At 71.5% G+C, this 7,235-nt stretch carries 6 protein-coding genes; all 6 read right to left on the bottom strand.

All coding sequences use genetic code 11. The features are described 5' to 3' along the window. Positions 1–916 (bottom strand): dimethylargininase (locus ACPYOG_RS17985; protein WP_481295521.1); only part of this gene is annotated, 916 nt, incomplete at its 3' end. A 25-nt stretch (positions 917–941) separates the two neighbouring features. After that, entirely contained in the window at positions 942–2,009 is a 1,068-nt protein-coding gene (locus tag ACPYOG_RS17980) for a Glu/Leu/Phe/Val dehydrogenase family protein (RefSeq protein ID WP_481295520.1), read from the bottom strand. A 90-nt stretch (positions 2,010–2,099) separates the two neighbouring features. Beyond that, on the bottom strand, positions 2,100–3,722 hold the full coding sequence (gene purH, locus ACPYOG_RS17975) for a bifunctional phosphoribosylaminoimidazolecarboxamide formyltransferase/IMP cyclohydrolase (protein ID WP_481295519.1): 1,623 nt from the start codon (positions 3,720–3,722) through the stop codon (positions 2,100–2,102). Then, entirely contained in the window at positions 3,719–4,312 is a 594-nt protein-coding gene (gene purN, locus ACPYOG_RS17970; RefSeq protein WP_481295518.1) for a phosphoribosylglycinamide formyltransferase, read from the bottom strand. Before purN ends, purH begins: the two co-directional genes overlap by 4 nt. Before the next feature lie 32 nt (positions 4,313–4,344). Then, positions 4,345–5,565: a cell division protein PerM gene (locus ACPYOG_RS17965; RefSeq protein WP_481295517.1), complete on the bottom strand. Its 1,221-nt coding sequence runs from the start codon at positions 5,563–5,565 to the stop codon at positions 4,345–4,347. A 55-nt stretch (positions 5,566–5,620) separates the two neighbouring features. Further along, positions 5,621–7,009, bottom strand: coding sequence for a coiled-coil domain-containing protein (locus ACPYOG_RS17960; RefSeq protein WP_481295516.1), 1,389 nt, complete (start codon positions 7,007–7,009; stop codon positions 5,621–5,623). Between the last annotated feature and the right edge of the window lie 226 nt (positions 7,010–7,235).

Genomic DNA, 7,235 nt, shown 5'->3' with positions numbered 1-7,235 from the left:
CCTTCGTGACCGGCACCGCGACCACGTCGTAGCCGAGCGGCCCCGCCAGGGCGCGCAGCTGGCGCACGCCCTCCGCGTTCGTGCGGCCGCCGCGGCCGACGTACACGGTCGAGCCGACCTTGAGCACGTCTCCGCCGTCCAGGGTCCCCGGCGCCTCGATGCGTTCGAGCCGCAGGCCCTGCGCCCGCAGTGCGGCCTCGGTGCCGGCGGTCTCGCCCTGGCGCGACTCGGCGCCGGGGCGGGTGATGACGGCGGTCTCGCCGAGGACGACGGCGGTGTCCTCGACGAAGACCGAGTCGGCAAGCCGGTCGGCGGCAGCGACCTCGACGGTCCGCCAGCCGGCCGCGGAGAGGGCGGCGACGTAGGCGTCCCACTGCGTGTCGGCGAGCTCGGCGTCGATCTCCTGCGGGTCGATGTGCGTGATCAGTCCCTCGGCGAGGTTGGCGGCCGGGATGCGCACCAGCGCGATGCGGCGCTCGCCCCGCTCTCCGCCCTCCACCGCATGGAACACGGCGTGCCCTGCGGTCGGGAATGCCACAGCGACGGCCAGCCAGAACGGCAGGTTGATGCCGATGAACGACTGGAAGAGCTGACCCCAGGTGCTTCCCGAGAACGGCACGCTCAGCACCGTGAACAGGATCAGGGTGCCGAGCACCGTGCTCACCAGAGCGAGCACGATGCCCGTCACCACGGCGATCCAGCGCCGGTCCATCGCCCCGAGCAGCGCCGCCGCGAAGCCGAGGACCAGCGCGACGAGCGCGTTCCAGCCGACGTACGGCGTGGCGTTCGTCAGGGCGCTGGACTGGAGCTGGCTGGCCACCAGGATCACGAACGTCGCAGCGACGAAGCCGATAGCGGCGGTTGCGAGGGCGGACGAGAAGGAGGCGATGAGGCGGCGGCCCCAGGAAGACGTCATGAGACCCCACCCTAGCGGAGCGTCGCTATGCGTTCGCTGGTTCCCGCAGCCGTCCCAGAGCGAGCTCCTCCGCGGCCTGGAGGGTGGTGATCCCGTGCTCGTCGGCCGTGCGGAAGATCCCGGCGACCGTGTCCCCGATCCGCTCCACGCGCTCCTCGGTCGCCTCCGCTGTCACGCCCTCGCCCATCATGTCGAGGAAGATCACGCCGCCCGCGTTGACGACGAAGTCCGGCGCCCACAGGATGCCGCGCGCGGCCAGCCGCTCGGCTCCCGAGCGCTCGGCGAGCTGGTTGTTGGCCGGTCCGACGACCGCGGCGACCCGCAGCTCGTCGATGACCTGGTCGGTCAGCACTCCGCCGACCCCGGCCGGGACGAACAGGTCGCCTTCGACGCGATGCGCCTCCTCCGGCTCGACCCACGTGGCGCCGAGAGCATCGGCCAGCGCACGCTTGGCGGGGTTCACATCCGTGACGGTCAGGATCGCGCCTTCGCTCGCCAGGCGCGTCGCGATGATGGAGCCGACATGGCCGAGCCCGAGCACGGTGACGCGGCGTCCGGCCACGGCACGGTCTCCGAAGGCGCGCTCCATCGTGGCCTGTAGGCCGGCGTAGACACCGGTGGCCGTGGCATCGCTCGGCTCGCCGACACCGCCCTGCGACGGCGGCAGCCCGCAGACGTGCGCGGTGCGAGTGGCGACGACCGCCATGTCCTCGGCGCTCGTGCCCACATCCTCGGCGGTCATGTAGGCGCCGCCGAGCGTCTCGACAGCGTCACCGAGGTCGAGCATGGCCTCGTACCGCTCCGTCGGGGAGAGCACGGTGCCGCGCGGAAGGTGGATGACGGCCTTGCCGCCTCCACGATGGAGGCCGGCGGCGGCGTTCTTGAACGTCATCCCCTCGGCCAGGCGCAGCGAGTCGGCGACGGCCTCCTGCCAGGAGTCGTACGTCCACACCCGGCAGCCGCCCAAGGCGGGGCCGAGCGTGGTGGAGTGCACCGCGATGCTGATGGTGAGGCCGCTCCGCCTCCCCTTCACGACATGCAGTGTCTCGTGCGGCAGTTCGCCGGGCAACGGGGATGGGGGCAGGACGGACATCGGTGTCTCCTCGTGGGATCGCGGTAACAATGGTGCGGTCTTGTGGACCGCCCTCCATTCTCCCGCGAGCCCGTCACGGAGGCAACGCGATCAGTGGAAGAAGTGCCGCTCGCCGGTGAAGTACATGGTCACCCCGGCGGCCTTCGCCGCGGCGATGACTTCTTCGTCGCGGATGGATCCGCCCGGCTGCACGATCGCCTTCACTCCGGCGTCGATGAGGAGCTGCGCGCCGTCGGCGAACGGGAAGTACGCATCCGAGGCGGCGACCGAACCGGCCGCGCGGTCGCCCGCGCGTGTGATCGCCAGCGTGCAGGAATCGACACGGTTCACCTGGCCCATGCCGACGCCGACGGAGGCGCCGTCGTGGGCGAGGAGGATGGCGTTCGACTTCACCGCGCGGCACGCCTTCCAGGCGAACTCGAGGTCGGCGCGGGTCGCCGCGTCCGCCTCCTCGCCGGCGGCGAGCGTCCAGCCGGCGGAGGCGGAGGTCACCAGCGCCTCGGGGGCGAAGCGGTCCGCCTCCTGTACCAGCACGCCGCCCGAGATCTGGCGGAACTCGGTCGCGGTGCGCGCGTAATCCTCCGGCAACTGCAGGATGCGGAGGTTCTTCTTGGTCTGCAGCAGCCCCAGCGCCTCAGGCTCGTATCCCGGGGCGATGAGCACCTCGGTGAAGATGCCCTTGATGGTCTCCGCCATGGCGAGGGTCACGGTGCGGTTCGCGGCGATGACGCCGCCGTACGCCGATACCGGGTCGCACTCGTGCGCTTTGCGGTGGGCCTCCGCGATGTCGCGGGCGATCGCGATTCCGCACGGATTCGCGTGCTTGACGACCGCGACGGCCGGCTCGTGGAAGTCGTAGGCGCTGCGCAGTGCGGCGTCCGCATCCACATAGTTGTTGTACGACATCTCTTTGCCGCCGAGCTGCGTCGCCTGTGCGATGCCGCGCCCGGCCGGGTCGGCGTAGAGGGCGGCCGCCTGGTGCGCGTTCTCGCCGTAGCGGAGGGTCTGCTTCCGTTCTGCGCGCGCCTCCCACTGCGGGCCGAACTCGGCGGACGAGCCGGCGGCGCCGGCGGTGTCGGTCGACGGCGCCTCGCCGGCGAACCAGGCCGCGACGGCTCCGTCGTAGGCGGCGGTGTGGGCGAAGGCCCGGGATGCCAGCTCGCGACGCTGCTCGAACGTGGTCCCACCGGCCGCGACCGCCCCGACGATGCCCGCATAGTCGGAGGGCGAGACGACGATGGCGACGTTGGCGTGGTTCTTCGCCGCCGCACGGACCATGGCCGGTCCGCCGATGTCGATCTGCTCCACCACATCGTCGCCGACGGCGCCCGCGGCGACCGTCTCGACGAACGGGTACAGGTTCACGACGACGAGCTCGAACGGCTCGATGCCCAGCTCCTTGAGCTGCTCCTCGTGCGACCCGAGACGCAGATCGGCGAGCATCCCGGCGTGGATGGCCGGGTGCAGGGTCTTCACCCGCCCGTCCAGCGACTCCGGGAAGCCGGTGACGCTCGCGACGTCGGTCACCGCGTGACCGGCATCGCGGATGGTCTGCGCCGTCGATCCGGTCGAGACGATCTCCACGCCGGCGTCCGCCAGCGCGTGCGCGAGCTCGAGGAGTCCCGACTTGTCACTGACCGAGATGAGGGCTCGGCGGATCGGGATCAGGTCCCGCTCCCGGTACTGGCTGGCGTCGTGACGGGGTCCGCTCATGCTCGGGCAAGCTCCTCGAGGTCGATGTGTCCGTTGGCGATGTCGAGGACGGCGTCGATGAGCAGCCGTCGCTCCACGGGTTTGATGCGCTCGTGCAGGCTCGCCTCGGTGTCCCCGGGCAGCACCTCCACGCGCTCCTGGCTGATGATCGGGCCGCCGTCCACGCTGTTGTCGACGACGATGAGGCTCGCGCCCGTCTGGGTCACGCCGGTGGCGAGCGCGTCGCGGACCGCGTGCGCACCCGGGAACTCCGGCAGGTAGGCCGGATGGGTGTTGATCAGGTCCGGCGAGAGCTTCTCGACGACCCGCGGCGGCACCAGCCGCATGAAGCCGGACAGGATGATGAGGTCCGGCTCCCACTGCAGGATCTGCTCCAGGAGGCCGTCACCCCACTCTTCGCGGCTCGGGTACGAGGTGTACGGCACGGTGAAGGTCGGGATGCCGAACCGCTCGGCGTGCTCGAAGCCCTCCGCGTCGCGATCGGCGCCGACAGCGACGACGCGCGCCGGGAACTCCGCGTCCTCCGCCGCCTCCAGCAGGGCCAGCAGGTTGGATCCGCCACCGGAGATGAGGACAACGATCGAGAGCACGCAACCAGCCTAGTGGCGGCCGGGCACACCCCTTACCGGCGCGTGCGCGCTCCCGCCGCCAGGCCGATCGCGGCCGTAACGGCGACCTCCGCCGCAGCGATCCCGCCGACCAGCCAGGGGTTCGGGCCGACGTCGTGCAGGCGGCCGGGGCCGAGGGCGCCGGAGGACCACCACGCCAGGAGCCCGAGCTCGACGCCCGCCACCACGCCGATCGCGAGGGCCACCAGGAGCACGGCGCGGATGCCCTCGATGCCTCGCGAGGACGTCGTCGAACGCAGAAGGACGGCGGCGAGGAAGCCGGCGAGGACGGGGACGAGGATGCCGACGAGACCCAGGCTGTAGCCGCCGGGCGGGATCACGCCGAACACCGGCACCCCGGGCAGCGGGCCGAGGGCGGTCCCGAGCGGGCTGACGGACGAACCCGTGCCGATCGCGAAGCCGGGGCCGACAAGCCAGGACGCCATCCACACCACGACGTTCGGCAGGATCGCGAGCTGTCCGATCGTCAGGGCCGCTCCCCCGGCGATGCCCGTCTGCAGCTGCTCGTACAGGCTGATTATCGTGCCGTAGTTCCCGAACAGCAGAACGGCGACGATCAGCGCCGCGATGCCGATCACCATCGCGGTCGCGGCGGTGCCGGCACGCACTGCGGCGAGAGCTCCCGCACGGAGCGCCCCGGGCACGGCGAGCGCCTGGGCGCGCAGGGTCGGGAGCACCGCCGGCGCGCCGTCGTCCTCTCGCGGCTGTCGCAGCGCCGCGAAGCCGAAGCCGGCGGCGATGCCGACGGCGTAGACGAACGGAGGGAGCACGATGCCCTGCCAGAGCGACGGCTGCACGATCGCGGACCCCGCCGACAGAACGACCACGGCCGAGATCGCGGCGAAGGTGACCAGGGCGCTCAGTGCACCGACGGCAGGCTGCGGCGTGCCGGCGGCGCGCATGCCCGTGCGCACGCCGAATCCCGCGGTGAGGGCTGCGAAGCCCAGCAGCGCGATCGTCACCTGGAACGGGACGCCTGCTCCCGGCAGCCCCAGCCGGGCGACGGTCTGCGGATCGAGCGCCACCGTCAGGTTGACGCCGTGACCGACGAGCCACACATCCGCTACGGACCGCCAGACGACCCCGAAGTCGGCGCCGAGCTGGTACTGCGCGGCCCAGAGGATCGTGATGGGGACCAGGCAGATGCCGAGGCCGACCGCGGCGACGATGAGCGCCTCCAGCGCGGCGAGCAGGGCGACGGTTGTGCGACTCATGACCGAACGGAGCCTACCGGCGCGCAGACCGCGGACGCGGCCGACACTTCGACGCTCAGGAGACGGTCATGACGGGCGTGTCGTCATCCGCTGCTTCCGGGACCGCGATGACCGGCCGCTCCACGAGCTCGAGGACGGCCACGACCAGGACGGCGAGAACGAGCGTCCACACCACCAGGGAGGTCGTGAGCGGCCGGACGAACAGCACGACTGCCGCGGCGATCACCGCGACGACGGCACGCAGGAGGACGCGCTGGGTGTACATCCACTCGCCGGTGCGCCCCGTGCTGATGCCGTGACGCTGGGCCGCATCCCGCAGCCAGGATGCGCCTGCACCGAAGAAGCCGCGCAGCCGCCGTGGCGCGGCGAACGGGCCTGCGTACCAGCCGACGAGTGCGACGGAGAGCGCGAGGATGAGCACGGCGACAGCCGTCGCGATCATCGCGCCGGTCACGGTCGAGAACAGCGACTGCGCGAATGCGGTCGGGATCAGCGACGGGGATGCCTGCGCCACGAAGACGATGCGGCCCACGCCGAGGGCCGCCAGGGTCAGCGCCATCGCCAGCCCGAGACCCACGGCCGCCCAGACCAGCGCGAGCGAGCGCCGTCGCGCGACCACGACGCCGAGGGCGAGCAGCGCGAGAGCCACCCACGACAGCCAGGTGCCCGCGGCCACGGACAACCCGTAGAACAGCTGGAGCGTGGGGATGGCGGAGGTCTGGGCCACGGTGATCGTCCGATCCACCGTGGGCAGCTGCGATGCGAAGGTGAGCCCCTGATCGACGAGCAACTGCTTCACGCGCGCGACGATCGGTGCGAGCTGGATGCCGACCGAGCCGTCGGACCCGACCGTGATGGCGGCCTTCGGATCGTTCTCCATCGTGGCGACGAACTGGTCATGGCTCGTCCGCAATGCCTGTTCCCAGACCTGGGAGAACGCATCGGAGGTCACGAAGCGCTGCACCGTGGAGCGCACGAGCGAGACGATCCCCTGCGCCAGCGGCCCCTTGAGCGAATCCAGCGCCTTGGTGGCGACCGGGCCGGTGCCCAGCTGCGTGATCCCGTCGATCACCTGGGAGGTCACTCCGGGGATGTCGACGTGCTGCTGGACCGCCTTCACGGCTTGATCGGTGATGAAGCCCTGGACGCCCGGATCGTGCGCGAGCGGAGCGTAGGTGGCCACGAACCTGTCCGTGTCCGTCAGCTCCACTCTCGCCCAGGATGCGACGACGGCCAGCGGCGCGAGGAGGGCGCCCACGACGATGAGGACTGTCGCCAGCAGCGTCCATCCCCAGCCCCTCCGGTGCTTTACGGGCGCGGGAACCACATCGGCGGCGACAGGACCGGCCCCCGCCTGCTCGGCGACCTGCCTGCGCAGCAGCGCGTTCTCGGCCTCCAGCCGGGAGAGGCGCTCGATCAGTTCCGCGTTCGTCGGATCAGCCATCGCACTCCCTCCAGGTCGGCCGGCGCGTCCGGGTGCGCTCACTGTAACGCCGTGCGAGGAGGCGCGGACAGAGTGTTCGCCGACCTGTGGACAAACACGGAAGGGCCGGATCCTGTCTCTTATACACATCTCCGAGCCCACGAGACACTCGCTAATCTGGGGGGGGGGGCTTTTTTTTGGAGAGGGGGGGGGGGGGGGGGGGGGGGGGGGGGGGGGGGGGGGGGGG

This window comes from Leifsonia sp. HAY1-4F (assembly GCF_056755275.1).
The sequence above is the reverse complement of the archived record's forward strand: the minus strand, read 5'-3'. Positions and strand labels throughout refer to the sequence as shown.